Source organism: Streptomyces chisholmiae (genome assembly GCF_031845445.1).
GTDB lineage: Bacteria > Actinomycetota > Actinomycetes > Streptomycetales > Streptomycetaceae > Streptomyces > Streptomyces chisholmiae.
Window position 1 is genome coordinate 80,686 of the sequence record NZ_JAVREO010000017.1, and the last position, 23,314, is coordinate 103,999.

Here is a 23,314-nt window from a genome sequence, read left to right on the forward strand (position 1 = left end):
ACACACAGCTAGGGAGCGGGATCAGAAGTGGCCGGGGAGAGCACCTGGGCGACCGGTGAGGAGACCACGGAGGCGGAGACCACCTCCGGCTTCGCGGTGCCGGAGGGGCTGGCGCTGGCGCCCGCGGAGAGCGACCACCCCTCGTCCGAGTTCGCGGTGCCCGAGGGGCTCTCCGTCCCGCCCAGGCCACAGCAGCGCAGCGAGTTCACGCCCAGTCACGGGGTGCCGGCGTTCAGCCGGGGCACCCCGTGGCAGGACCGGATGCGGACCATGGTGCGGCTGCCGCTGGCCGAGCGGCCGGCGCCGGAGGCGCCGCCGGTCGTGGCGGAGGGCGAGCCGGCGCCGCCGGTGCCCCGGGTGCTCGACCTGACGCTGCGGATCGGCGAGCTGCTGCTCGCCGGGGGCGAGGGCGCCGAGGACGTCGAGGCCGCGATGTTCGGCGTGGCGCACGCCTACGGCCTGGACCGCTGCGACGCCACCGTCACCTTCACCCTGATCTCCATCACCCACCAGCCGTCGCTGGTCGACCCCTCGGTCTCGCTCTCCCGCACGGTGCGCCGGAGGGGCACCGACTACACCCGGCTGGCGGCGGTCTTCCAACTGGTGGACGACATCACCTCGGGCGAGGTGAGCCTGGAGGAGGCGTACGGCCGGCTGGCCCAGATGCGCCGCAACCGGCACCCGTTCACGAAGTGGCAACTGACCATGGCCGCCGGCCTGTTGGCGGGCGCGGCCAGCGTCCTGGTGGGCGGCGGCTGGCAGGTCTTCGTGCTGGCGGTGATAGGGGCGATGGTCGGGGACCGGCTGGCCTGGCTGGCCGCCGGGCGCGGACTGCCGGAGTTCTACCAGTTCGTGGCCGCGGCGATGGCGCCGGCGCTGGTCGGGGTGGTCTGGGCGGCCAGCCACACCTCGGGGCAGGGCGAGAAGCAGGCCGCCGCGATGATCACCGGCGGGCTCTTCGCGCTGATCCCGGGGCGGGCCCTGGTGGCTGGCGTGCAGGACGGGCTGACCGGCTACTACCTGACCGCGTCGGCCCGCCTGCTGGAGGTGATCTACCTCAGCGTGGGCATCGTCTGCGGCGTGCTCGGGGTGCTGTACATCGGCGAGACCTCGGGGGTGCGGCTGGACCCCGAGGTGATGACCCGGGAGGTCCGCCCGGTGACCCAGCTGGCCGCGGCGCTCCTGCTGTCCCTCTCCTTCTGCGTGCTGCTCCAGCAGGAACGTTCCACCGTGCTGCTCGCCACCGTGAACGGCGGCATCGCCTGGCTGGTCTACGGCGCGATGCACGACACCGCCGGGCTCTCCCCGTTCGCCGCCACCGCCGTCGCCGCCGGGATGGTCGGCCTCTTCGGGCAGCTCCAGTCCCGCTACCAGTTCACCTCGTCGCTGCCCTACGTCACCGCGGCCATCGGCCCGCTGCTGCCGGGCAGCGCCTTCTACCTGGGACTGCTGGGCTTCGCCCAGGGGAACGTGGACTTCGGCCTGGAGAACCTGCTGCGCGCCGTCACCCTGGCGCTGGCCATCGCGGTCGGCGTGAACCTGGGCGGCGAGATGGCGCGGCTCTTCATCAAGACGCCCGGCCTCACCACGCCGATCGGCCGCCGGGGCGCCAAGCGCACCAGGGGCTTCTGACCGGGGCCGCGCCCCGTGGTTCCCGACCGGAGTCACCCCCCTACGGTGGGTGAACACCTGCCCGGTCGTTCGCTCTTCGGAGTGGTGCTTCCGCATATCGTCCGCCGAACGCCAGCGGACCGGTGATGCTGGTGGGGCGCTTGAGGGACGGACCGCGGCCGTCCCGGCGCCCGCCCGGCCGGAGCTGTCCCAGGCCCGGTCGGCGGTGTCCTGAAGTTCCACACACAGAGGAAGTCGAGAGACTCATGAACCTGCTGACCAACGTGCTCGCCGGGATCGTCCACCTCGTGGGCTGGCTGGTCTGACCGAACCGGCCCCCGCGGGCCGGCTCGACCGAGAGCGACGGCCCCCGCCCGATGTCCCACCGGGCGGGGGCCCCTCGCGTCTCCTGGGGCCTTTTCGAAGCGGCCCCTCAGTGGCTGGTCAGCTCAGTGGCTGGTCAGCTTCAGCCCGACGACGCAGCCGACCAGGCCCAGCAGCAACAGCACCCGCAGCGGCGTGGCGCTCTCCCCGCCGAAGGCCATCGCGTAGGCCGCCGTCAGCGAGGCGCCGATCGCCACCCAGACCGCGTAGCCGGTGCCCACCGGGATGTCCCGCAGCGCGTAGGCCAGCCCCGCCATGCTGGTCAGCAGCCCGACCGTGAACACCGCCGTCGGCCACGGCCGACTCATCCCCTCGGACTTCCCCAGCGCGGTGGCCCAGACGGCCTCCAGCACACCCGAGATCACCAGAACGATCCACGCCATGACGCGCACTCCCTGTGCCGTCTTGTCATGGCTGGGTACGGCACCCTCGTCCAGGAGCCGGTAGGGGCTCTGCCTGCGAGTTTGGCACAACGAAGCGCCCGGGGCCAAGGGCCGCCGGGCGCCGCGTCGGGGTACCGCGAGGGGGACGTCAGTGGGTCTCGCCGGCCTCGGCGGCGCGCTTGCGGGAGGCCTCGATCTCCGCCTCCGCCTCGGTGCGACCCACCCAGTTGGCGCCCTCCACGGACTTGCCGGGCTCCAGGTCCTTGTAGACCTCGAAGAAGTGCTGGATCTCCAGCCGGTCGAACTCGCTGACGTGGTGGATGTCCCGCAGGTGCTCCATCCGCGGGTCGGACGCCGGCACGCAGAGCAGCTTGTCGTCGCCGCCCGCCTCGTCCCGCATCCGGAACATGCCGATGGCCCGGCACTCGATCAGACAACCCGGGAAGGTGGGCTCGTCCAGCAGCACCAGCGCGTCCAACGGGTCACCGTCCTCGCCCAGGGTGCCTTCCACGAAGCCGTAGTCGGCCGGGTAGACGGTCGAGGTGAAGAGGTGGCGGTCCAGCCGGATGCGACCCGACTCGTGGTCCACCTCGTACTTGTTCCGCGATCCCTTCGGAATCTCGATGGTGACGTCGAACTCCACTGGGGGCACTCCTTAAGCGATCTATGCACGCGACAGGTGGTTAAGTGTCTCTCACGCAGCGGTCGGTACGCGAAAGGGGCTGGTCGGTACCGTGCGATGGGCAGCTCAGATGCTACGACGCCACCGTTCGGCGGGCCGGCTCGCGCTGGGAGCCGCGGCCGGTGGCCTGGCCCTGGCGGCCGGCGCGGTCGCCCTCACCGGCCCCTGGGACGGCGGGCAGCGGGCCGCCGAACGGGACCAGGCGACGGCCGCCGACCTGGTCCGCGGCCAACTGCCGGCGGAACGCCTGGCCGGCACCGTACCCGCCGCGCCGGTGGTGCTCAGCCCGCTGGACGGCCAAGCCACCGCCCCCTCCCCGCAGGCGCTCGAACGCCTCCTCGCGCCGCTCCTCGAGGTGTCAGCGCTCGGCGACCAGGCCACCGCCTCGGTGATCGACGTGGCCACCGGCGACGTGCTCTACGAACGGGACGTCACCACCGCCCGCGCGCCCGCCTCGACCGTCAAGCTGGCCACCGCCGTCGCCGCGCTCGACGCGCTGGGCCCGGAGCACCGGCTCACCACCGAGGTGCTGGTCGACCCCGAGCGGCCCCGGGTCTACCTGGTCGGCGGCGGGGACACCACGCTGTCCGCGGCCGACCTGCACGGGCTGGCCGACCGCACCGCGCGGGCACTGGCGGACCGCGACATCGACGCCGTGCAGGTCACCTACGACGTCTCCGCCTACGCCACCGAGACCCACCCGATCGGCGTGAACACCAACATCGCCGAGATCACCCCGCTCCAGCTCAACGCCGGCCGGCTGGACGACAGCACGCACGGCCCGGCCGAGCGCGCCGCCGACCCGGCCGCCGAGGCCGCCGACGCCTTCGCCGAGCGGCTGGCCAGGGCCGGCGTCGAGCTCGACGGCCGGGTCGAGCGGGGCGGCGCGCCGGCGGGCGCCGAGCGGCTGGCCGACCACCGGTCGGCCCCCGTCGCCTCGCTGGTCGAACGGATGCTGACGGACAGCGACAACGACCTGGCGGAGGCGCTCGGCCGGCTGACCGCGCTGGCCAGCGACCAGCCGGGCACCGCCGACGGCGTCGCCCGGGCGCTCACCGACCGGCTGGCGGCGCTCGACGTCCCGCTGGCCGAGGTGCGGTTCGCCGACGCCAGCGGCCTGGACCGGGACGGCCGCGTCACCGCCGGGCTGCTGACCGGCGTGCTCGCCACGGCGGCCGACCCGGACCGGCCGCGGCTGCGGCCGGCCGTGACCGGCCTGCCGGTCGCCGGCTTCACCGGCACCCTGAGCAACCGGTACGCGGAGGGCGACGACGCCGCCGGCGCCGGCGTGGTCCGCGCCAAGACCGGCACGCTGACCGGCGTCAACACCCTGGCCGGCGTCGCCAGCACGGCCGACGGACGGGTGCTCGCCTTCGCCTTCATGGCCGCCGACACGGAGAACGCGACGGCCGCCCAGGAGGCGCTGGACACGGCGGCCAGCGCGCTCGCCCGCTGACCCGCGCCCGTACCCCCGGCCCCGGCCGGCCGCGGCGCCCGGGCCACCCGTTCGGTGCAGCGCGGCCGGCCGCCGGCCCGGGGCGGCCCGCGGCCGGGCCCCAGGCATCGGGGCCGGGCGGGCCCCGGCCCGCGCCCTATCCGCTTCGCGCGCGGGCACCGTACCGTTGACGGCATGACGAGCCTCGGCGGTACGGACCTGGTGGACTGGAACCTCGCGGTTTCCACGGCGACCCGCTTCGCGCGGCCCGGCCCGGAGGTCAGCCGGGACGAGGCCCGCGCCGTGGTCGCCGAGCTGCGCGCGCACGCGACAGCCGCCGAGGGACACGTCCGCGGCTACACCCTGCTGGACGCCGGCACGCTGGACACCCCCGTCCTGGTCGTCGACCGGCCCGGCTGGGTCCGGGCCAACGTGGCCGGCTTCCGGGCGGTGCTCCAGCCGCTGCTCGGCCGGATGCGGGAGCGCCGCGCGAGCACCCCGGCCGGCGGGCTGCTGACCAGCGTCGGCGGCAAGGTCACCGGCGTCGAGGTCGGGATGCTGCTGGCCTTCCTCTCCTCCCGCGTGCTCGGCCAGTACGAGACCTTCGCGCCGGCCTCCCCCGGGCTGCCCGCCGGCGGCTCCGGCCCGGGCGCCGGCCGGCTGCTGCTGGTGGCCCCCAACATCGTCCAGGTGGAGCGCGAGCTGGACGTCTCGCCGCACGACTTCCGGCTCTGGGTCTGCCTGCACGAGGAGACCCACCGCACCCAGTTCACCGCCGTGCCCTGGCTGCGCGACCACTTGGAGAGCGAGATCCAGGCCTTCCTCGCGGAGGCCGACGTGGACCCGGCCACCCTGGTCGAGCGGGTGCGGCAGGCGTTCGGCTCGCTGACCGGCCGCGGCGGCGACGGGCCGCGGGAGACCGTCTCCGACGAGCCGGCGGTCGGCGGGGAGCTGGGCGGGCTCGGCATCGTGGAGCTGGTCCAGACGCCCAGGCAGCGGGAGATCCTGGACCGGCTGACGGCCGTGATGTCCCTGCTGGAGGGGCACGCCGACCATGTGATGGACGCGGTCGGCCCCGAGGTGGTGCCCTCGGTCGGGGAGATCCGGGAGAAGTTCACCCGGCGCCGGGAGGCCGGTGCCGGCCGGCTGGACCGCGCGCTGCGCCGGCTGCTCGGCCTGGACGCCAAGCTACGCCAGTACAAGGACGGCGAGCGCTTCGTCCGCACCGTGGTGGAGCAGACCGGGATGACCGGCTTCAACAAGGTCTGGACCTCCCCCAACACGCTGCCGACCAAGGACGAGATCGCCGACCCGGGAAGCTGGCTGGCCCGGGTCCGTCCGGAGGGGTACGACGCCGGCTCGGGGGGCCAGGACGGGGCCGGCCGGCGTGGCGATTCGGGTGAGGAACTGGCCTAAGGCCGCCGCTGGTTCCAGGAACCCGGCCAAATCACTCGTACGAGGGACCGTGGCCTCGGGGATGGCGTGCGATGCTCGGGTAACAGGCCTTCTCTGTCACCATTTACGCACCCTGCGTGACAGTCTGCGCGAGGGTCCTCCCAGTGCCACTCTCCGGAAAGAAGTGATTCGGATATGGGTCCCCATCCCGCGGTCGCCGCGATACGCCTGGCGGTTCGCCGCGTGTTGCACGAGATCCGTCACGAGGCCGGCGTGCCGTTCCCCGCCGGGCCTCCGCCCCTGGTGCTGGTCGCCTGCTCGGGCGGCGCCGACTCGATGGCCCTGGCCTCCGCGCTCGCCTTCGAGGCCCCCCGCGCCGGCCTGCGCGCCGGCGGCGTCACCGTCGACCACGGCCTGCAGCCGGACTCCGATCTTCGGGCCCGCGAGGTCGCCGACCGCCTCACCGAGCTGGGCCTCGCCCCGGTGGAGCTGATCGCTGTCGCCGTGGGCCACTCCGGCGGCCCGGAGGCCGCCGCCCGCACCGCCAGGTACACCGCCCTGGACGCCGCCGCCGACCGCCACGGCGCGGTCGCCGTCCTCCTCGGCCACACCAGGGACGACCAGGCCGAGACGGTGCTGCTGGGGCTCGCCCGCGGCTCCGGCACCCGCTCGCTGGCCGGCATGGCCGCGACCTTCGGCGGCCTGTCCGGCGGCTCGGGCCCGACCCCCCGCTACCGCCGCCCCTTCCTCGCCGTCGACCGGCAGAGCACCCGCCGTGCCTGCCTCGCCCAGGCGCTCCCGGTCTGGGACGACCCCCACAACTCCGATCCCAGCTTCACCAGGTCCCGGGTGCGCCACGAGGCGCTGCCCGTGCTGGAGAAGGCCCTCGGCCGCGGCGTGGTGGAGGCGCTCGCCCGCACCGCCCGGCTCTCCAGGGACGACGCCGACGCGCTGGACACCTGGGCCAGGGAGGCGGAGCGCGCCGCCACCCGCCCGGACGGCACGCTGGAGATCGCCGCGCTGCACGACCTGCCGCCGGCGGTCCGCCGCCGGGTGCTGCGCCGGGCCGCCATCGCGGCCGGCGCCCCGGCCGGCTCGCTCTTCGCCCGGCACATCGAGGAGACGGACCGGCTGATCACCGCCTGGCGCGGGCAGCGCCCGCTGAACCTACCGGGCCGCGTCGAGGCCAGGAGGCAGGGTGGCAGACTGGTGCTGCAGCAGGCGAACCGGTAGGCCGCCCGGCCGGCGGTACGACCGGGGTCGGCTGCCGGAGCAGAGCAGGGTCAGAAGCCGAGCCGAGTAGGGCCAGTAGAGAGCAGTGGCACGGGTGCGAGAGTCAGATCTGGGGGCCGACCTGGAGTCGGTGCTCATCACCAGGGAACAGATCGATGCCAGGCTCGGGGAGCTGGCCGCCGAGATCGACGCCAGGTACGGCGGGCAGGAGCTGCTGCTGGTCGGGGTGCTCAAGGGCGCGGTGATGGTCATGGCCGACCTCGCCCGCGCCCTGTCGTCCCCGGTCACCATGGACTGGATGGCGGTCTCCTCCTACGGCGCCGGGACCCAGTCCTCCGGCGTGGTGCGCATCCTCAAGGACCTCGACACGGACATCGCCGGCCGGCACGTGCTGATCGTCGAGGACATCATCGACTCCGGGCTGACCCTCTCCTGGCTGCTGTCCAACCTCGGCTCCCGCGAGCCGGCCTCGCTGCGGATCTGTTCGCTGCTCCGCAAGCCGGACGCCGCCAAGGTCGACATCGACGTCGAGTGGGTCGGTTTCGACATCCCCAACGAGTTCGTGGTCGGCTACGGCCTGGACTACGCGGAGAAGTACCGCAATCTGCCCTTTGTGGGCACGCTCTCCCCGCACGTTTACGGGGAGTGAACGGGAACACCGGCCGATCCCCTACCGTTGAGTGGGGGAGACGGTCGGTGCCCGGTGCCCGGCAGCGCTGAGCGGTCCCGCTGGGGTACCGTCGCGTTGTACAGCTCAGCTGAATCAAGGCCGGGCGCAGATCGGCCGACACAAGGACACCGCGCGCACAGCAGAGCCCGTCCGGGAGCGGCTGTGCCTCTACGTGGCAGGAGGGACGGGGCCGCGCGGCCCCGTATGGATAGACGTGAAGCGCTATTTCCGTGGGCCAGTGATGTGGATCGTGCTGGCCGTCCTCGCCGTCATTCTGCTGATGCAGGTGTTCAGCTCCTCCGAGGGCTACAAGAAGGTGGACACCGGCGAGGTCGTCCAGGCGATCAACCAGAACCAGGTCAGGTCGGCCGAGCTCACCACCGGTGACGAGCAGACGATCAAGATCGAGTTGGCCGACGGCCACGAGATCGAGGGCAGCGACAAGGTCCAGGCCAACTACATCGACGGCCAGGGCGAGGACCTCGCGAGGAACCTCCAGTCGAAGTTCCAGGACGACGAGCTGGGCGACGGGTACACCGTCTCGCCCAAGTCGCAGAACCCCTTCGTCGGGATGCTGCTCTCCATCCTTCCCTTCCTGCTGATCATCGTCGTCTTCCTGTTCCTGATGAACCAGATGCAGGGCGGCGGCTCCCGGGTGATGAACTTCGGCAAGTCGAAGGCCAAGCTGATCACCAAGGACACCCCCAAGACCACCTTCGCCGACGTCGCCGGCTCGGACGAGGCGGTGGAGGAGCTCCACGAGATCAAGGAGTTCCTCCAGGAGCCGGCCAAGTTCCAGGCCGTCGGCGCGAAGATCCCCAAGGGCGTGCTGCTCTACGGCCCGCCCGGCACCGGCAAGACGCTGCTGGCCCGTGCGGTGGCCGGCGAGGCCGGGGTCCCCTTCTACTCCATCTCCGGCTCGGACTTCGTGGAGATGTTCGTCGGTGTCGGCGCCTCCCGGGTCCGCGACCTCTTCGAGCAGGCCAAGGCCAACGCGCCGGCGATCGTCTTCGTGGACGAGATCGACGCGGTCGGCCGGCACCGCGGCGCCGGCATGGGCGGCGGCCACGACGAGCGGGAGCAGACGCTCAACCAGCTGCTGGTCGAGATGGACGGCTTCGACGTCAAGGGCGGCGTGATCCTGATCGCCGCCACCAACCGCCCGGACATCCTGGACCCGGCGCTGCTGCGCCCCGGCCGCTTCGACCGGCAGATCGCCGTCGACCGTCCGGACATGCAGGGCCGGCTGGAGATCCTCAAGGTCCACCAGAAGGGCAAGCCCGTCGCCCCCGACGTGGACCTGGCCGCGGTGGCCCGTCGCACCCCCGGCTTCACCGGTGCCGATCTGAACAACGTGCTCAACGAGGCGGCGCTGCTGGCCGCCCGGGGCGACGCCAAGCTGATCGACAACGCCTTCCTCGACGAGGCGATCGACCGGGTGGTGGCCGGCCCGCAGAAGCGCACCCGGATCATGAGCCAGAAGGAAAAGATGATCACCGCGTACCACGAGGGCGGACACGCCCTGGTGGCCGCCGCCTCGCCCAACAGCGACCCGGTGCACAAGGTGACCATCCTCTCCAGGGGCCGCGCCCTGGGCTACACCATGGTGCTGCCCGAGGAGGACAAGTACTCGACCACCCGGAACGAGATGCTCGACCGGCTGGCGTACATGATGGGCGGCCGGGCGGCCGAGGAGCTGGTCTTCCACGACCCGACGACGGGCGCCGGCGACGACATCGAGAAGGCCACCTCGACCGCCCGCGCGATGGTCACCCAGTACGGCATGACCGAGCGGCTGGGCGCCATCAAGTTCGGCAGCGACAGCTCCGAGCCCTTCCTGGGCAAGGAGATGAGCCACCAGCGCGACTACTCGGAAGAGGTCGCCGGGTTGGTGGACGAAGAGGTCAAGAAGCTGATCGAGTCCGCGCACAACGAGGCGTGGGAGATCCTGGTCGAGAACCGCGACGTCCTGGACAACCTGGTCCTGGAGCTGCTGGAGCGGGAGACGCTCAACAAGGAGGAGCTGGCCGAGATCTTCCGGTCGATCGTCAAGCGGCCGCCGCGGCCCGCGTGGACGGGCTCCGCCCGCCGCGCCCCGTCGACCAGGCCGCCGGTCGCCTTCCCGGTCAAGGAGATCAGCATGGCCAACGGCGCGGCCAACGGCTCCGGCGTGGAGAGCGGAAAGCCCCAGCTGGAGAAGGAGCCGGAGGCCCGCCCGGAGGAGTGACACGCCTCTCCCCCCGGCCAGCTGGTCCGGAATGCCCGCCGCGCCCCACACGTTCTAGAGTGTGGGGCGCGGCCCTGTGTCAGGAACGGGTCGCCCATCGCGAGGAACGGGGAACGGTATGACTGACCCGGTGGCGTTGACGGGCGCGGAGTCCGCACCGGGGCCGATCGGCGAGTTCGACGAGAAGCGCGCCGAGAATGCCGTCCGGGAGCTGCTGTTCGCCGTGGGCGAGGACCCGGACCGCGAAGGCCTGCGGGACACCCCGGCCCGGGTGGCCCGGGCCTACCGGGAGATATTCGCCGGCCTCTGGCAGCAGCCGGAGGACGTGCTGACCACCACCTTCGATCTCGGCCACGACGAGATGGTGCTGGTCAAGGACATCGAGGTGATGTCCTCCTGCGAGCACCACCTGGTGCCCTTCGTCGGGGTCGCCCATATCGGCTACATCCCGTCCACCAGCGGCAAGATCACCGGGCTCTCCAAGCTGGCCCGGCTGGTGGACGTGTTCGCCCGCCGGCCGCAGGTGCAGGAGCGGCTGACCACGCAGGTCGCGGACGCGATGATGCGCATCCTGGAGCCGCGCGGGGTGATCGTCGTGGTGGAGTGCGAGCACATGTGCATGACGATGCGGGGGGTCCGCAAGCCCGGGGCCAAGACGACCACCTCGGCGGTGCGCGGCCAGCTGAGGGACGCGGCCACCCGGGCCGAGGCGATGAGCCTGATCCTCTCCCGCGCCCGCTGAGCGCGGCCGGCCGGCGGGGCCGGTCAGGGGCCGCGCCGCCGGCGGCCGCCGGGCTCAGCCCTCGCGCGCCGGGCCCTGGCCGAAGAAGTCGAAGCCGCCGGCCCGCTGCCGCGGCGGCCGCGCCGCCCGGGGCCGGGGCGGGCGCGGCGCCCGGGGCGCCGGCCGGGCCGCCTCCTGCTCGCCACGCTGCCGGGCGACCTGCCGGGAGAGCTGGCTGAGCGCCTCGTACGCCTGCCGGTAGGTGAGGGCCGTCGGGGCGCCGCCCGCCGTCCGGTGGTCGGTGGCCCGGGCCGGCAGCGCCTTGGCCGGCTCCGCCGCCTCCAGGGCGAGCTGCCGGCGGCCCTCCAGGGCCTTGGCCCGCTCGCTCTCCGCCGTCGCGTAGCGGCGCAGCAGGGCCGCGTGCTCGGAGCGCAGCCGCCCCAGCTCGGTGCGCTTGTCGGCGACCTTGTTCTCCAGGGTGGCGACCAGCTCCCTGGCCTCCTCCAGCTCGGCCTGCCGCTCCTCGACCTTCCAGCTGAGCCCGGCCCGACCGGCGCGTTCCCTGGCCACCCGGCGGCCGGCCGCCAGGTCCCAGCGGCGCAGCTGCACCGCGGCGACCACCGCGGCCAGCGCCGCCACCGCGGTCAACGAGCGCAGGACCAGCGCCTCCTCGTCACCGACCAGCCAGGCGGCCCCGGCGCTGGCGACGGCGAGCGCGCCCAGCGAAGCCGGTAGCAGCACCTTGTGCAGCGCCGAGCTGCGGTGACGTCCACGTGCCATGGTCGAAACCTACCGTGACGCCGAGGGGGCGTGGGAGGGTGCCGATCGGGTTGTGCCCGGTCGGTTATGTACGGACTGGTCGGCTCGCGCGCCGTGCGTACCGGCGCGCGAGCCGACCGTCACGCGCTGACCAGGCCCTGCTCCACCAGGTACGCGTGCGCGACGTCCTCGGCCTTCTGGCGCTCGGCGTCCACCGCCCGGTTGAGCTGCTTGAGGTCCTCGGTGGTGAGGGTCGCGGTCAGGGCGTTGAGCGCGTCGAGCACGTCCTGGTCGCCGCCCACGGTGTCGGTGTTGACCACCGGCAGCAGGTTGTCGGCCTGCTGGAGGCTCTGGTCGTCGGCCAGCGTCACCAACTCGAAGTCCTCCAGCACCGCGTCGGTCGTGGTGACCAGGGCCAGCTCGGCCTCGCCGCGCTGGACGGCCTGCTTCGCCTGGACGGTGCCGACGCCGAGCGGCACGATCTCGCTGACCTCGATGCCGTAGGTGTCCTCAAGGCCGGGCTGGCAGAACGGCCGCTGCGGGCAGTCCTCGCCGGCGGCCAGCCGGACGGGCTCGCCCAGTTCACCCAGATCGGTGAGGGTGGTCAGCTCGTTCTCCTCGGCGAAGGACCGGGTGACGGCGAAGGCGTTCTGGTTGACGGCCTCGCCCGGGTCCAGCACGCTCAGGCCCCTGGGCTCGGCCAGGTCGCGCAGCGCGGCGACCGTGTCGGCCACGTCTGGGGACGCGACGGGCTCCGCGTCGGGGCCGTTGACCTCGGTGTTGAGGAACTCGGCCATGGTCGCCGCGTACTCGGGGACGATGTCGATCCGGCCGGTCTCCAGCTCGGGCGCGTACAGCTCGCGGCCCTCGACCGAGGTGACGGAGACCGAGTAGCCGGCTTCCTCCAGCACCCCCGCGTACAGCTCGGCCATCAGGACGGCCTCGGTGAAGTTGGCGCCGCCGACGGTCAGCGAGCCCTTCTCGCCGTCGCCGCCGGAGCCGCCGGCCTCGCCGCTCTCCTCCAGGCTGTCCCCGCCGCAGGCGGTCAGCGCCAGGGTGAGGGCGGCGAGGCCGGCCAGCGGCAGCCGCGCGCGCCGGGCGCGGCCGGTGGTGGGTGTCGCGGTCACAGGGTCTCCCTCTCGGATGTGGTGTGCGCCGGCCGGTCCTGCGCCGGTCGTTCGGTCCGCGGCGTGGGGGCCGCGCCCGGGCGCCGGCCCGGGTCGAGCAGTCGTTGGGCCACCGCCAGCACGCCCTCCACCAGCAGCGCCAGCCCGGCGACCAGGACGGCGCCGGCGAAGACCTGGGCGGTGTGGTTGGTGTCGAAACCGGCGGTGATCACCCGGCCGAGCCCGCCGCCGCCGGCCAGCGCGGCCAGCGAGGCGGTGGCCACCAACTGCACCGCTGCGGTGCGCACCCCGGTCATCAACAGCGGGTAGGCGAGCGGGAGTTCCACCCGGAACAGCAGCTGGCGCGGGGACATGCCCATGCCCCTGGCGGCCTCCACCACGTCCCGGTCGGCCTCCGCCACCCCCACGTAGGCGTTGGTGAGCAGCGGCGGCACGCCGAAGAGCACCAGGGCGATGACGGTCGGCGCCTCGCCGTGCTCCCCGACCGGGCTGATGGTGAGCAGTACCAGCACCGCGAAGGTCGGCACCGCCCGGCCGGCGTTGGAGAGGTTGATGGCCAGCGTCCCGCCGTACCGCCGGCCGCCGCCGTGCCCCAGCCAGCAGGCCAGCGGCAGCGCCAGCGCCGCCGAGAGCAGCAGGCAGAGCCCGGTCAGCTCCAGGTGCTCGGTCAGCCGCTGCCAGACACCGCCGCGCCCCGACCAGTGCTCGGCGGTGGTCAGCCAGGCCCAGGCGTCCACGATCGCGTTCATCCGTCAGCTCCCTCTCGCCCCGCGGGCCTTCAGACCGTCGCCTGGTCGTCCAACACGGCGTCCCGCACCGGAGCGCCGGCGGCCCGGCGGGCCTTCCGGCCGCCGCCCGCGGCCCTGGCCCACGGCGTGAGCAGCCGTTGCACGCCCAGCAGCAGCAGGTCGGCGGTGACCGCCAGCAGCACGCAGAGCACCGAGGCGGTCAGCACCTGCGCCTTGAAGTAGCTGTCCATCGCGGCGTAGATGAGGTTGCCCAGGCCCCCGTTGTCCACGATGGCGCCGACCGTGGTCAGCGAGACGGCCGAGACCGTGGCGATCCGCAGGCCGGCCATCAACGCGGGGAGCGCCAGCGGGAGTTCGACGGTGAGGAGCAGCCGGGCCGGGCCGTAGCCCAGGCCGATCGCGGCCTCCCTGGCCTCGGTCGGCACCGAGCGCAGCCCGGTGAGGATGTTCCGCACCAGGATGGTCAGCGAGTAGAGCACCAGCCCGCAGATCACCAGCGAGACCGAGATCCCGAAGAACGGCAGCAGCAGCGCGTACATGGCCAGGGTCGGGATGGTGTAGAGCACCGTGGTGAGGCCGAGCACGCCGGCCGAGGCCAGCCGCCAGCGGCGGGCCAGCAGCGCCAGCGGGAAGGCGATCAGCACCGCGAGCCCCACCGCGGTGGCCGTGATCAGCACATGGTCCACCGTGGCCTCGGTCAACTCCTGGCTGCGGCTGCGGAGATACTCGCCACAGATCCAGTCGTTGGCCGCCAGACAACTCTGGCCGCTCCTCGCACTCATGTTCCAGCAGCCTAGACGTGAAACATGTCAGAATCACGAACATGCTGCGGTTCGAGCACGTCTCCAAGCGCTATCCCAACGGCACCATGGCTGTGGACGACCTGGACTTCGAGGTGGCCGAGGGGGAGTTGGTCACCCTGGTCGGACCGTCCGGCTGTGGCAAGACGACCACGATGAAGCTGGTCAACCGGCTGGAGGAGCCGACCGCCGGGCGGATTCTGCTGGCCGGCGAGGACGTCGCCGAGGTGGACCCGGTCCGGCTGCGCCGGCGGATCGGCTATGTGATCCAGCAGGTCGGTCTCTTCCCGCACCGCACCGTGCTGGACAACACGGCCACCGTGCCGGTGCTGTTGGGCCGCGGCCGGCGCGCGGCCCGGGCGCGCGCCGCCGAGCTGCTGGAGCTGGTCGGCCTCGACCCGGCGGTCTACGGCGGGCGTTACCCCGACCAGCTCTCCGGCGGCCAGCGGCAGCGCGTCGGGGTGGCCAGGGCGCTGGCCGCCGACCCGCCGGTGCTGCTGATGGACGAGCCGTTCGGCGCGGTGGACCCGGTGGTCAGGGAGCGGCTGCAGAACGAGTTCCTCCGGCTCCAGCAGGAGGTCCGCAAAACGGTGCTGTTCGTCACCCACGACATCGAGGAGGCGGTGCGGCTCGGCGACCGGATCGCGGTCTTCGGGCAGGGCCGGATCGAGCAGTACGACTCGCCGGCGGCGGTGTTGGGCGCGCCGGCCACCGACTACGTGGCGTCGTTCGTCGGCAGCGACCGGGGGCTGAAGCGGTTGTCGGTCACCCCGGTGGAGCGCGGCGACCTGACCCGGCCGCCGGTGGTGCACCTGGCCGACTCGATGGCCAGGGCGGGGGAGCGGATGCGGGCCGAGGACGCCCGCTGGGCGGTGGTGCTGGACGAGCGGGAGCGGCTGCACGGCTGGATACCGCTGCCGGAGGGGCCCGAGCCGCCGGCCGGCACGGTCGCCGAGCGGGCCCGGCGGATGGAGGCGTGGCTGCCGCTCGGCGCCTCGCTGAAGCGCGCGTTCAGCACCATGCTCCAGTACGACGCCGGCTGGATCGCGGTGTTGGACGAGGCGGACCGTTTCCTCGGGGTGCTCACCCCGGACGGCCTGCACGAGGCGCTGCGCCGCTCGATCGACGCGGACACCCGGTCCGTCGAACGGGCCGAGGTGCGGCTGGAGAACGTCGGCGCGGTGTGAGCCGGCCGGCGCGCGACCGGCGCCGGACCACGACCGCTCGCGCGCCGGGGGCGGTGGTCCGGCGGGGTCAGACGGGGTGGCCCATCGGGCCGCCCCGGTCGTCGTCCTCGCCGTCCGGCAGCCGGCAGACCCGCTCCAGGTAGAGCGCCGCCGCCACCACCGCGGCGCCGGCCAGCACCGCGAGCCCGGCGTAGAGCGCCTGGTCGCGCCGGTTGGCCACGTCCATCCGCTCCAGCAGCAGGAACAGCCCGAAGCCGCCGTAGGCCCCGGCGACCAGCGCCGAGACCAGCGCGCTGGCCTGCCCGAAGACCACGGCCCTGGCCGCGCTGAGCCGGTCGACCGGCCGGGCGTCCGGCCGCCGCTCGCGCAGCGCGCGCAGCCGGGACCGCAGCGAGAGCGCGGTGGCCAGCAGCACGGCGGCGATCAGCGCCAGGATCACCGGCGCGAAGAACGGCACGGCCGGCAGCGTGTTCCCCATCGAGTCCCAGAGCCCGGCGCTCGCCCAGCACAGGCCGAACGCCGCGGCGAACAGCCCCAGCAACGTGCCGATCCGCAGTTGGTTCACCGCTCCGCGCGCCCCTTGTCCTCGTCGTTCCGCCGCCGCCGCCCGGTGCTCAGTCGGGGAGCACCAGCGACAGGTCCTGGCGGAGTGTCACGCCCTGCTCGGCGACCGCCGGCAGCAGCTCGGCCAGCGGCCCGTGCCCGGGTACCTCGGCCTCCGGCTCGACATCGTGCCACGGCACCAGGACGAACGCCCGCTCGTGGGCCCGGGGATGGGGCAGGGTGAGGGCCGGGTCGGGGGAGGTCACGCCCTGGTAGGAGACGATGTCCACGTCCAGGGTGCGCGGGCCCCAGCGCACGTCCCGTACCCGCTCGAAGGCCTCCTCGATGGCCTGCGCCCGCTCCAGCAGCGAGGCCGGCGGCAGGGTCGTCTTCAGCAGCACCACGGCGTTGAAGTAGTCGGGCTGGTCGTCGGTGCCGGCGCCGACCGGCTTGGTCTCGTAGACCGCGGACACGGCCTTGACCCGCACCCCCGGGGTGTCCTCCAGCGCGTCCACCGCGCCCTGGAGGTTCTCCAGCCGGTTGCCCAGGTTGCCGCCGATGGACAGCACGGCGCGCTTGGGGTTGTGCAGCGTCGAGTCGGCCGCGTCGACCTGCCGGACCACGGAGGCGGGGACGGGTTGCACGGTCGGGTCGGGGGACGAGGAGGCGGCGTTGCTGGGGGTCATGCTCGGCTCCGTTTGATGGTGATGGTCACGTCGTCGAAGGGGACCGTGATCGGGGCCTGCGGCTTGTGCACGGTGATCGTCACCTCGTGCACCGCCGGGTGGCTGAGGCACTGGTCGGCCAGGCGCTGGGCCAGGGTCTCCACCAGGTCGCAGGGCTCGCCGGCGATGACGCCGGCGAGCTGTTCGGCCACCACCCCGTAGTCAACGGTCCGGTCGAGCGCGTCGTGTCGGGCGGCCGGCCGGGTGTCCACGCCGAGTTCCGCGTCCACCACGAAGGTCTGGCCCTCGGCGCGCTCACTGGGGAGGACTCCGTGATAGCCCTTGGCGCGCACTCCGCGCAGCGCGATACGGTCCACGGTGTTCACTCCCTCTCGTTTCTCGTTCAGTTCTCGTTCAGTCTCGGTCGGAATGTGCTTCCGTCCGGGGGTTCGAATCTACCCGTGAGGTTCCGGGGCCCGGTCGGTGCATGGGGGACAGCGCCGGGGCACCCCCGCCGTGTTCCCCCGGCGTCGGACCGGGGCGGGGCGGCGCCGCCGTCGGTGGTCGGCTCCGCCCCCATCACCTGCACCTACCCTGGTCTCATGAGCATCTCGCATGGCCAGGTGACAGGACTGCCTCGCTGGGACCGCTGTGCGGTGATGGGCGTGGTCAATGTCACACCGGACTCGTTCTCCGACGGAGGCCGCTGGTTCGACCCCGAGTTGGCCGTCAAGCGCGGCCTCCACCTGGTCGCCGAGGGGGCCGACCTGATCGACGTGGGCGGCGAGTCGACCCGCCCGGGTGCCACCCGGGTGGACGAGGCCGAGGAGCTGCGCCGGGTGGTGCCCGTCGTCCGGGACCTGGTCGAGCGGGGCGTGCTGGTCAGCGTTGACACCATGCGGGCCTCGGTGGCCGAGGCGGCGGTGGACGCGGGCGCGCTGCTGGTCAACGACGTCAGCGGCGGCCGGGCCGACCCGGCGATGATCCCGCTGGTGGCCGAGCGCGCGGTGCCCTTCGTGGTGATGCACTGGCGCGGGCAGAGCGTGGACATGAACGACCGCGCCGTCTACGCCGACGTGGTCGGCGAGGTCATCGACGAGCTGCGGGCGAGCGTGGCGGCGGCGGTGGCCGGCGGGATCGCGCCCGAGCGGCTGGTGCTCGACCCGGGACTCGGCTTCGCCAAGAACGCCGACCAGGACCTGGCACTGCTGGCCGCGCTCGGCCGGCTGCGCGCCGAGCTGCCCCTCCCACTGCTGGTCGCCGCCTCCAGAAAGCGGTTCCTCGGCCGGGTGCTGGCCGGCCCGGGCGGCACCCCGCCGCCGGCACGGGAGCGGGACGCGGCCACCGCCGCTGTCTCCGCGCTCGCCGCGGCGGCTGGAGCCTGGGCGGTGCGGGTACACGAGGCTCGGGCGAGCGCCGACGCCGTCCGAGTGGCCCGGGCCGTCGAGCGGGCCGGCAGCAGTCGGGAGATCCCCGACGGGGAGGGAGCGGGATGACTGGAGCGCGTACCGACATCGAGGCGGTCGAGGCGGCCAACACGGCGCTCTACGAGGCGATCGAGCGGGGCGACCTGGCCGCCCTGACCGAGCGCTGGCTGGCCGACGACATCAGCGTGGTGCATCCCGGCTGGCCGGTGATCAACGGCCGGGCCGAGGTGCTCCGGTCCTACGCGCTGATCATGGCCAACACCGACTACATCCAGTTCTTCCTGACCGACGTCGAGGTCTCGGTGCTGGGCGACACCGCGCTGGTGACCTGCACCGAGAACATCCTCAGCGGCGGTCCTGCGGAGACCGAGGGCGAGGTCGGCCCGCTGGTCGGCGGCCTGGTGGTGGCCACCAACGTGTTCCGCCGCGCGGAGGACGGCCAGTGGCTGGTCTGGTCGCACCACGGCTCCCCGGTGCTGATCGACCGGGACGACGAGCCGACCGAGGACCGGCACGACACCGCGCGGCCGGGCGCCACCGGGTTCGACGCCACCGGCCCGGGCGGCACCGGTCTCGACACCGCCGGTGGGGACGCCCCCGATGGTGACGAGGACGGCGAGGGCCCGACCCCGGTCTGACCGCTGCTGATCAGGCCTGTTCGATCCCAGGCTGGTCCGGCGCGTCATGTCGGCTGCCACTGACACCAATTGTTCACTTTGCTTTCCGGTCGCCGCCTGGTTGGATGCCGACGGAAACTGTTTTTCGGGGGCACGTAGAACAGGGAGTTCCGTGGCGGGGGCAGTGGATCGTGTGGCAATGGTGAAGGAATCCGGGGGGATTCCTGGAGGGCGGAGTTCGGGGCCGCCGAGCCGGTATCGGCTCATCACCCCGAACGACTGGTTTCGCATACCGCTGCGTTCGGACGAGAAGCGGGCCAGAGCCGTGCGCATTCTGGTGGACATGGCGTATCCCGACCGGGACACGTTCACCGTGCGCCGGCACGAACTGCGGGAACTGCTCGACGACGTGACCCGGAGCGCGGCCCAGCGCGACGCCATCGAGATCTATCTGGCCACCCAGGCGGAACTCGGCATTCCCATACCCGCCAGCCTGATGGTGACCGCGGAGCCGGCCAACCCGGCGATGACCCGGCGGCTGCCGGCCAGCCTGCTGGCCGACGCCATCCGGGACCGCTACCAGGGGGCCGCCGCCGTCAGCGTGGTGACCGTGGCCGCCGGCGAGGCGGTCCGCTGCCGCCGCGAGGAACTCAGCGAGGACTTCAGGGAACTGGGACAGGGCGCCGGGCGTCCGAACACCCTGCTGGAATTCTTTCTTCCGGTGCCGGAATCCGGGGCCTGGCTGGTGCTCACCTTCAGCGCCCCGCTGAAGGAACTGGCGGACGCCCAGATCCAGATGTTCGACGCCGTCGCCGCCACCTTCCGGTGGTCCGCTTAGGCGACCGGCCGCAGTCATTCTCACCGAAGGCGGGGGACATGTCCGACCTGCAGATCTCCGTGGACGAGGTGCGGGAACTCGCCACGAAGCTACGCCTCGTGGCGACCGAGTTCGAGAACTCCGAGGACATCGCGTCCGAGTACGCGGAAGAGGTCAGCCACGGCGACCTCGCGCACGAACTCGAACAGTTCGCGGAGAACTGGCGCATACATCGCGACAAGTTGATGGAGGGCCTGGGTACCTTCGTGGAACACGCCGAGCAGGCCGCCGAGGGCTACGACGGCATCGAGACCGAGCTGGCCAACGCGCTCCAGGGCGGGAACTGATGACCCGACCCGCCGACTGGCATCCGCTGACCGAGGACGGGCGCGACCCGATCCCCGGCGACTGGGAGTTGGTGCAGGAGGCCGCGGCGCGCTACCGGCGGACCGCCGACGCCATCCAGCGCGCGAAGGAGCTGCTGGGCGACGTGACCGACAGCGAGGACGGCTGGCGGTCCGAGGCCGGCACCGCGTTCCGCGAACGGGCCACCGAGCTGTCCGACGACATCTGGAAGGCGTGGGGCCGCTACGACGCGACGGCGAACGCCCTCGCCGGCTACTGGCCGGAGTTGGAGGACGCGCAGACCGAGAGCCTGTCGCTGCGCACCGAGGCCATCGAGGTGCAGGCCGAGATCGACAGCCTCAACGGCCGCGTCGAGGGGGCCGAGCGGGACGCGGAGACCGCGGCCGACTCGGACGCCGACGACGCCGAGGACCGGGCCGCCGAGGCCACCCGGCAGGTCGAGAACCTCCAGGGACAACTCGACTACCAGCAAGGTGAGTTGACCCGCCTCAGGAACCGGCTGGCGGAGATCGTCGAGGCCAAGGACCAGGCCGCCCAACGGGCCGCCGACGCGATCGGCGACTTCATCGGCGGCGACGGCCTCACCGACGGCTTCTGGGACCGGGTCGGCGAGGTCATCGACGCCATCAAGGACGTCCTGATCCTGATCGGCGAATGGGCCGGGAGAATCGCCGCCATCTGCGGGGTGCTGGCCCTGCTGGTGGGCTGGATCCCCGTCATCGGCCAGGCCCTGGCCGCCGTGCTGGGGACCATCGCGCTGGTGGCGAGCGTCTTCTCGATGGTCGGCAACGCGCTCCAGGGCAAGTGGCTCAACTTCGCCCTCGACGTGGTCGGCATCCTCACCTTCGGCCTCGGCCGCGCGGTGGCCCCGATGCTCGCCAACGCTGGCGGCGTCGCGCGCTTCCAGGCCTTCCGCAACACGATGGCGGCTTTCCGCGGCACCGGGAACCGGGCGGCCCGGAACGCCATGGCCGCCGGGGTGGTCGGCGACGGCGCCACGCTGGCCGCCCGGGCCGGCACCACCTTCACCCGGCCCGCCGGCCTCCTCGGCTGGGGCCGGGCCGGCTTCGGCGGCCTCGGCACCGAGATGGCGCAGAGCCTCCGGGTCCTGCGCTCGGGCTCCAACTGGGGCGACGGCCTCTCCCAGGGGGCGGCCGGACTGCGGGGGATTGGTGGGGCGGTCCAGGCGAGTACGTTTCCCCGGTCGCTTCAAGCAGGGCTCTTCCAGACTTTCGGCATGGGGGAGGCGGCCAGCGACGCGCTGGCGTTGGGCCGCGCCAGCGCTGCCGAGGCGGCGAGCAGCGGCGGACTTGGAGCCGCAGGTTTGGCGGCCGGCGGTTCGGCGGCCGGGGGCGCCGCTGCCGGGCTGTTCGGTCTCATCGTTGTCGAGGGGGTGGGCTCGCTCTGGAACTGGCCGGGCTTGTCGGAGGGGGACCATCCGTTGGTCGGTGAGGTCACCGCCCCAGGCGACCTCAGCTATGACGAGAGTGAGGCCATGGTCCGATGAGCACGATTTCGCCGGTTGTCTTTCCGGCGCAGCGTCCGTTGGTTCGGTGGGGGGTGTTGCGTCGGGCTCGGATCACGGTGGAGGGTGGCCGATTGACGGTGCGGCGACGGACGCGCACCCACCGGTGGCCGATCGGCCCGGAGGGCGTCGCCTCGATGGCGCACCTGACCGGGTGGCTTTGTCCCTCGGCGGCCCGCGTCGGTTGGCGTGATGTGGCGCCCGGGCCGGTCAATCGAACCGGGGGATGTCTGCATCCGCTGGACGCGGAGGGTCGGTCGTTGGCCTGTCTGGCGGTCAGCGACTGGCTGCCTGGCGGCGGTTGGCCGGTCCCCCTGGAGCTGGCGGACGCGGTTCCCGCCCCGGTCGGCGGCGTTGCGGCCGATGGCTATCTGGCACGCTCTGGGCTGGCGGACTTCCTGGGTCGCCACGATCTGCCCGTACATGAGCTGGAGGAGGGACAGGAACCACCCCGCGCGCCTGGGTTCCTCGGCACGCTCCGGCCCGGCCCCAGGAATGGGGGAACCGTGTGGATCGTGCCAGCCGTCGCGTTGTTGCTCGCGGTGCTCTTCTCCTGGGTGCCGAACAACGCCGCGGCGCGCAATGCCATGGCCTCGGCTCCCTTCCTGGTCCTGGCGCTGGTCAACGTCGTGCCGGCCGTCGTACTCGGCCTTTCCGGTCTGCGTGCCGGACGTACGACCGCCGTGGCAGAGCTGCGGCCGAGCCCGGGAGTTCCCGTCACCCGTGCCTTCCTGCGGCGCAGCGTGCTGAGGTTGACGGCGGATGCCTTCGAACTGCGGACCGCGCAGCGGCAGATGCGGTTGATCCAGCATCCGGACGACCCTGTTCTGGGGATCCGGGAGGCGGTGGTTCTCCAGGATGCCGGTCAGCCGTGGGGGGTCGCGTTCCTGGACGATCGACGCACCGTGTTGGTGTTCTTGCACTGGGACACCTGGTTCGCCGGGGACTCGGGGCGGTCTCGGCTGGCCGCCTTCTGTCAGAGCGCCGGGATCGGCCTTCGCGAGGAGCGGATGGCCGCGTTCCCGGCCCGGCGGGATGAGGACCGCACCGCCCGTCCCTGGCGAGCGGGCGCCTACATGCAGAATGACTTGTTCGCCTATGCGTCTTACGCGGTCGTGCCCCTTGTCGGGACGGTGTTCCCCCTCTTCTTCGGCCTGTTCGTCTGGGACCTCGCGTGGGACCCCTTCTTCCCCGTCATCGGCGCTGCCCTCGCTATTGGAGTTGTGCCGTACGCGATTCGAGGCGCCTACCGCAAGTGGTGGCTGAACCAGCTGGTGGAGCCGGCCGTCGCCGGCGCTGGGGCGATGCTCGACAAGCGGGAAGGGACGGCCTCGTGACCGTCGATGCCTGGGTGGCCTCCTTCGAGTACCCCGATGACTGCTGGTACGCCCTGGACATGACCGCGGAGGATGCCGCCGAGCGGGTCGCGCAGGCCGTCGCCGACCGGGGCGGGCCGCGGGACCAGGAGTACGCGGAGGCCGTCTACCCCGAGCTGACGGCGATCCGGGAGAGCGCGGCGGCGCGCGAGGCGTCGCCCGTCGTCGTCTTCGTGCCCCCGGAGCCGCTGCCGACCCGTCCGTTGGTCCCGGTCACCGTCTTCTGCGCGCCGGTGGCCAGTCCGGCGGACGGGGTCGGCGTCGAGGGCCTGGCCGAACTGGCCCGCCAGCCGCGGCCGTACCGCTACCGCGATCCGTTGGTCAGCCTCGTCGAGCTGCCGGCTGGGCCGGCGTGCCGGGTGCACGAGCTGGTTCTCGACGATCCGGGCGAGGACGGCCGTCGTGGGCTGGTCGAGTACGTCTCGTACTACGTGGCGCCGCCCGGCTACCCCCGGGGCCTGATCGAGCTGACCGTCACCTGGCCGAGCCCGACGCTCGGCGCCGCACTGGTGGAAACCGCCGACGAGATCGCCCTGACCCTCGCCCTCCGCTCCACGTCCGACGACCCACGCGCGTCGGCGCTCGCGCTCTGACGACGAGAGTGAGGCGGTGGTC

At 72.9% G+C, this 23,314-nt stretch carries 24 protein-coding genes and 1 riboswitch; of the genes, 15 read left to right on the top strand and 9 right to left on the bottom strand.

The genetic code is table 11. The features are described 5' to 3' along the window. The first annotated feature begins 27 nt into the window (after positions 1–27). On the top strand, positions 28–1,632 hold the full coding sequence (locus RM844_RS24840) for a threonine/serine exporter family protein (RefSeq protein WP_311669591.1): 1,605 nt from the start codon (positions 28–30) through the stop codon (positions 1,630–1,632). A gap of 428 nt (positions 1,633–2,060) precedes the next feature. Here the strand turns inward: RM844_RS24840 and RM844_RS24845 are convergent, their stop codons facing one another. Together RM844_RS24845 and RM844_RS24850 are read right to left on the bottom strand one after the other, a co-directional pair. Continuing rightward, positions 2,061–2,378, bottom strand: a complete 318-nt coding sequence (locus tag RM844_RS24845; protein WP_311669592.1) for a DMT family transporter — start codon at positions 2,376–2,378, stop codon at positions 2,061–2,063. 11 nt (positions 2,379–2,389) lie between these two features. Next, positions 2,390–2,451, bottom strand: a riboswitch (guanidine-III (ykkC-III) riboswitch). A gap of 75 nt (positions 2,452–2,526) precedes the next feature. Continuing rightward, entirely contained in the window at positions 2,527–3,021 is a 495-nt protein-coding gene (locus RM844_RS24850; protein ID WP_311669593.1) for an inorganic diphosphatase, read from the bottom strand. A 109-nt stretch (positions 3,022–3,130) separates the two neighbouring features. Here RM844_RS24850 and dacB point away from each other — a divergent pair, with 109 nt between their 5' ends. The 6 genes from dacB (at position 3,131) to folE (ending at position 10,762) form a co-directional block, all read left to right on the top strand. Continuing rightward, positions 3,131–4,516, top strand: coding sequence for a D-alanyl-D-alanine carboxypeptidase/D-alanyl-D-alanine endopeptidase (gene dacB / locus RM844_RS24855; RefSeq protein WP_311669594.1), 1,386 nt, complete (start codon positions 3,131–3,133; stop codon positions 4,514–4,516). A 174-nt stretch (positions 4,517–4,690) separates the two neighbouring features. After that, positions 4,691–5,911, top strand: a complete 1,221-nt coding sequence (locus RM844_RS24860; protein ID WP_311669595.1) for a zinc-dependent metalloprotease — start codon at positions 4,691–4,693, stop codon at positions 5,909–5,911. Positions 5,912–6,085: 174 nt separating this feature from the next. Continuing rightward, positions 6,086–7,123 carry a tRNA lysidine(34) synthetase TilS gene (gene tilS, locus RM844_RS24865; RefSeq protein WP_311669596.1) on the top strand — a complete coding sequence of 346 codons (1,038 nt, stop codon included), beginning with the start codon at positions 6,086–6,088 and terminating at the stop codon, positions 7,121–7,123. A 94-nt stretch (positions 7,124–7,217) separates the two neighbouring features. Then, positions 7,218–7,772, top strand: a complete 555-nt coding sequence (hpt, locus tag RM844_RS24870; RefSeq protein ID WP_311669597.1) for a hypoxanthine phosphoribosyltransferase — start codon at positions 7,218–7,220, stop codon at positions 7,770–7,772. A gap of 229 nt (positions 7,773–8,001) precedes the next feature. Beyond that, complete coding sequence (gene ftsH / locus RM844_RS24875) at positions 8,002–10,020, top strand: ATP-dependent zinc metalloprotease FtsH (protein ID WP_311669668.1); 2,019 nt, start codon at positions 8,002–8,004, stop codon at positions 10,018–10,020. Between the two features lie 118 nt (positions 10,021–10,138). Beyond that, positions 10,139–10,762 (top strand): GTP cyclohydrolase I FolE, encoded by a 624-nt coding sequence (gene folE, locus RM844_RS24880; protein WP_311669598.1) that lies wholly within the window; start codon positions 10,139–10,141, stop codon positions 10,760–10,762. A gap of 54 nt (positions 10,763–10,816) precedes the next feature. Here the strand turns inward: folE and RM844_RS24885 are convergent, their stop codons facing one another. The 4 genes from RM844_RS24885 to RM844_RS24900 all read right to left on the bottom strand — a co-directional run bounded on the left by RM844_RS24885 (position 10,817) and on the right by RM844_RS24900 (position 14,158). Next, a complete protein-coding gene (locus RM844_RS24885; RefSeq protein ID WP_311669599.1) occupies positions 10,817–11,521 on the bottom strand; it encodes a hypothetical protein in 705 nt (234 codons plus the stop codon). A gap of 119 nt (positions 11,522–11,640) precedes the next feature. Beyond that, positions 11,641–12,627 carry an ABC transporter substrate-binding protein gene (locus RM844_RS24890; protein WP_311669600.1) on the bottom strand — a complete coding sequence of 329 codons (987 nt, stop codon included), beginning with the start codon at positions 12,625–12,627 and terminating at the stop codon, positions 11,641–11,643. Next, on the bottom strand, positions 12,624–13,376 hold the full coding sequence (locus tag RM844_RS24895; protein ID WP_311669601.1) for an ABC transporter permease: 753 nt from the start codon (positions 13,374–13,376) through the stop codon (positions 12,624–12,626). Before RM844_RS24895 ends, RM844_RS24890 begins: the two co-directional genes overlap by 4 nt. A 29-nt stretch (positions 13,377–13,405) precedes the next feature. Beyond that, positions 13,406–14,158, bottom strand: a complete 753-nt coding sequence (locus tag RM844_RS24900; RefSeq protein WP_311669602.1) for an ABC transporter permease — start codon at positions 14,156–14,158, stop codon at positions 13,406–13,408. Between the two features lie 41 nt (positions 14,159–14,199). Here RM844_RS24900 and RM844_RS24905 point away from each other — a divergent pair, with 41 nt between their 5' ends. Beyond that, positions 14,200–15,363, top strand: coding sequence for an ABC transporter ATP-binding protein (locus RM844_RS24905; RefSeq protein ID WP_311669603.1), 1,164 nt, complete (start codon positions 14,200–14,202; stop codon positions 15,361–15,363). A 67-nt stretch (positions 15,364–15,430) separates the two neighbouring features. On the opposite strand, the gene RM844_RS24910 is transcribed toward RM844_RS24905, so the two are convergent. From RM844_RS24910 to folB, 3 genes are read right to left on the bottom strand one after another with little or no spacing between them, the layout of a single operon-like run. Then, entirely contained in the window at positions 15,431–15,928 is a 498-nt protein-coding gene (locus RM844_RS24910) for a DUF3180 domain-containing protein (protein ID WP_311669604.1), read from the bottom strand. A 49-nt stretch (positions 15,929–15,977) separates the two neighbouring features. Beyond that, a complete protein-coding gene (gene folK, locus RM844_RS24915) occupies positions 15,978–16,592 on the bottom strand; it encodes a 2-amino-4-hydroxy-6-hydroxymethyldihydropteridine diphosphokinase (RefSeq protein ID WP_311669605.1) in 615 nt (204 codons plus the stop codon). Then, positions 16,589–16,948 (bottom strand): dihydroneopterin aldolase, encoded by a 360-nt coding sequence (gene folB, locus RM844_RS24920; RefSeq protein ID WP_311669606.1) that lies wholly within the window; start codon positions 16,946–16,948, stop codon positions 16,589–16,591. The genes folK and folB overlap by 4 nt, the downstream gene beginning before the upstream one ends. 225 nt (positions 16,949–17,173) lie before the next feature. Between folB and folP the strand changes: the two genes are divergently transcribed. From folP to RM844_RS24955, 7 genes are all read left to right on the top strand, one after another. After that, positions 17,174–18,067 (top strand): dihydropteroate synthase, encoded by an 894-nt coding sequence (folP, locus tag RM844_RS24925; RefSeq protein ID WP_311669607.1) that lies wholly within the window; start codon positions 17,174–17,176, stop codon positions 18,065–18,067. After that, positions 18,064–18,636: a nuclear transport factor 2 family protein gene (locus tag RM844_RS24930; RefSeq protein WP_311669608.1), complete on the top strand. Its 573-nt coding sequence runs from the start codon at positions 18,064–18,066 to the stop codon at positions 18,634–18,636. Before folP ends, RM844_RS24930 begins: the two co-directional genes overlap by 4 nt. A 322-nt stretch (positions 18,637–18,958) precedes the next feature. Then, positions 18,959–19,453 carry a hypothetical protein gene (locus tag RM844_RS24935; RefSeq protein ID WP_311669609.1) on the top strand — a complete coding sequence of 165 codons (495 nt, stop codon included), beginning with the start codon at positions 18,959–18,961 and terminating at the stop codon, positions 19,451–19,453. Between the two features lie 38 nt (positions 19,454–19,491). After that, positions 19,492–19,779: a hypothetical protein gene (locus RM844_RS24940; RefSeq protein ID WP_311669610.1), complete on the top strand. Its 288-nt coding sequence runs from the start codon at positions 19,492–19,494 to the stop codon at positions 19,777–19,779. Then, the gene (locus RM844_RS24945; protein ID WP_311669611.1) at positions 19,779–21,305 is read left to right on the top strand and encodes an AAA family ATPase; all 1,527 of its coding nucleotides are present in this window, start codon (positions 19,779–19,781) and stop codon (positions 21,303–21,305) included. Before RM844_RS24940 ends, RM844_RS24945 begins: the two co-directional genes overlap by 1 nt. Positions 21,306–21,460: 155 nt before the next feature. Then, positions 21,461–22,660, top strand: a complete 1,200-nt coding sequence (locus RM844_RS24950; RefSeq protein ID WP_311669612.1) for a hypothetical protein — start codon at positions 21,461–21,463, stop codon at positions 22,658–22,660. Then, positions 22,657–23,292 (top strand): hypothetical protein, encoded by a 636-nt coding sequence (locus RM844_RS24955; RefSeq protein ID WP_311669613.1) that lies wholly within the window; start codon positions 22,657–22,659, stop codon positions 23,290–23,292. Before RM844_RS24950 ends, RM844_RS24955 begins: the two co-directional genes overlap by 4 nt. Positions 23,293–23,314: the final 22 nt, after the last annotated feature.

Bases quoted from the DNA above. Each gene is read 5' to 3' on its own strand.
- RM844_RS24845 (WP_311669592.1), bottom strand. From the start codon at position 2,378: ATGGCGTGGATCGTTCTGGTGATCTCGGGTGTGCTGGAGGCCGTCTGG.
- dacB (WP_311669594.1), top strand. From the start codon at position 3,131: ATGCTACGACGCCACCGTTCGGCGGGCCGGCTCGCGCTGGGAGCCGCG.
- RM844_RS24860 (WP_311669595.1), top strand. From the start codon at position 4,691: ATGACGAGCCTCGGCGGTACGGACCTGGTGGACTGGAACCTCGCGGTT.
- tilS (WP_311669596.1), top strand. From the start codon at position 6,086: ATGGGTCCCCATCCCGCGGTCGCCGCGATACGCCTGGCGGTTCGCCGC.
- folE (WP_311669598.1), top strand. From the start codon at position 10,139: ATGACTGACCCGGTGGCGTTGACGGGCGCGGAGTCCGCACCGGGGCCG.
- RM844_RS24885 (WP_311669599.1), bottom strand. From the start codon at position 11,521: ATGGCACGTGGACGTCACCGCAGCTCGGCGCTGCACAAGGTGCTGCTA.
- RM844_RS24895 (WP_311669601.1), bottom strand. From the start codon at position 13,376: ATGAACGCGATCGTGGACGCCTGGGCCTGGCTGACCACCGCCGAGCAC.
- RM844_RS24900 (WP_311669602.1), bottom strand. From the start codon at position 14,158: ATGAGTGCGAGGAGCGGCCAGAGTTGTCTGGCGGCCAACGACTGGATC.
- RM844_RS24905 (WP_311669603.1), top strand. From the start codon at position 14,200: ATGCTGCGGTTCGAGCACGTCTCCAAGCGCTATCCCAACGGCACCATG.
- folK (WP_311669605.1), bottom strand. From the start codon at position 16,592: ATGACCCCCAGCAACGCCGCCTCCTCGTCCCCCGACCCGACCGTGCAA.
- folP (WP_311669607.1), top strand. From the start codon at position 17,174: ATGAGCATCTCGCATGGCCAGGTGACAGGACTGCCTCGCTGGGACCGC.
- RM844_RS24930 (WP_311669608.1), top strand. From the start codon at position 18,064: ATGACTGGAGCGCGTACCGACATCGAGGCGGTCGAGGCGGCCAACACG.
- RM844_RS24935 (WP_311669609.1), top strand. From the start codon at position 18,959: ATGGCGTATCCCGACCGGGACACGTTCACCGTGCGCCGGCACGAACTG.
- RM844_RS24940 (WP_311669610.1), top strand. From the start codon at position 19,492: ATGTCCGACCTGCAGATCTCCGTGGACGAGGTGCGGGAACTCGCCACG.
- RM844_RS24945 (WP_311669611.1), top strand. From the start codon at position 19,779: ATGACCCGACCCGCCGACTGGCATCCGCTGACCGAGGACGGGCGCGAC.
- RM844_RS24950 (WP_311669612.1), top strand. From the start codon at position 21,461: ATGGCGCACCTGACCGGGTGGCTTTGTCCCTCGGCGGCCCGCGTCGGT.